Here is a 1,433-nt window from a genome sequence, read left to right on the forward strand (position 1 = left end):
ATCAGGCAGAGCTGTTGCGATGGCTGGGGGAAAGCGTTTGGATGCCCACCAATCTTTTACCTGGTGAGCACATTCAATGGACAGCTATGGATGAAAATACAGCCAAAGTAACTTTTGACTGGCAGGGCCAAACGGTTTTTTATACCGTACATTTCAACCAGGAAGGTCAAATCACCCGGATGGAAACCGAAAGGTATATGAACGAAGACCGGCTGGAAAAATGGGAAGGAAGGCTCAGCGACTATCAGGAAGCTAATGGAATGAATGTGCCGGGCACCGTTAAGGCCTCATGGCTGCTGGAACAAGGGAAACATACCTATGCCCGTTTTCATGTGCAGACTTTTGAGTATGATGTATCCGGAAAATTTTAACCCGAATTATCCTTACCGCAGCTTTAGCGGCAAATAAATTTCTCATAACCTGATGATAGGTATCGTTCTTAAAATTAAGCAATGTAACTTTTCTGAACCACATACCTTTGGTTACAAATCTTTTCGATAAAGGATTTTCCCGTTAGGCACATCATAAATTTCCATTACAAGGGTGTTTACATCATATCCATTTGCGCGGGCATACCTGTTCAGAGCAGGATATTGTCAATAAGATTTTTATAGTTTCATGAGAGGAGAATGAAATGGACAATCACGAACATAGACTGTACCAATATGAACAGCGGAAAGCATTTAATTTATTGATAACCTACTGAAGGCTCTGTTGAATGCGCTTTCGGGTGCAATGAAAATTTATACTGAACATATATGACCATTTTTATGTTTCTCTTTTTTAGGAATCTTAAAAGAATAAATTTTCATTTACTAATAAAGTACGGGGAATGATATTACAGGCCTGTTAAATAACCATTATGGCTGTTTTTGTTTATGAATGATGTTTAACTGCAAAAAATGAATGACCATGACACGAAAAGAATTTTTAATCAAAATAGGCATTGGAGCGGGAGTGGCTATTCTTACTCCAGTGGCTTTCAATGCATGTGAGGAATCAGAAACCGAGTCCGATAAGGATGATGACACCGATGACAATGGAGATGATTCTTCTGACGATAGCGATAAAGTGGATTTCAACATCGACCTCACTGCCGATGATTACAGCGATTTACAGGAGGAAGGCGGCTATGTTTACGAAAACGATATCATCATAGCTTATCTCGGCAATGACGAATACATTGCCTTGTCCAAGATTTGTACACACAATCAATGTACCGTGGATTTTGATGGTGACGAAGAAAAAATTTATTGTTCCTGCCATGGTTCCGAATTTAACCTCGAAGGTGAGGTTACCTCCGGTCCGGCAGATGAGGCTCTCAAGGAATACAATACGGAGCTTGACGGGCAGACGCTGAGGATTTACGAATAAAATATATTCATCCTGACTTTAAGATTGATACAGTGCCCTTATCTGCATTTTGTCAATCC

General features: G+C 40.2%; 2 protein-coding genes. Both read left to right on the forward strand.

Annotated elements, in window-relative coordinates:
- Positions 1–371 (forward strand): hypothetical protein (locus tag KGY70_15275; protein MBS3776556.1); only part of this gene is annotated, 371 nt, incomplete at its 5' end.
- Between the two features lie 541 nt (positions 372–912).
- Positions 913–1,374 (forward strand): Rieske (2Fe-2S) protein, encoded by a 462-nt coding sequence (locus KGY70_15280; protein MBS3776557.1) that lies wholly within the window; start codon positions 913–915, stop codon positions 1,372–1,374.
- Positions 1,375–1,433 lie beyond the last annotated feature (59 nt).

Source organism: Bacteroidales bacterium, from assembly GCA_018334875.1.
Taxonomy (GTDB): Bacteria; Bacteroidota; Bacteroidia; order Bacteroidales; family UBA12077; genus JAGXLC01.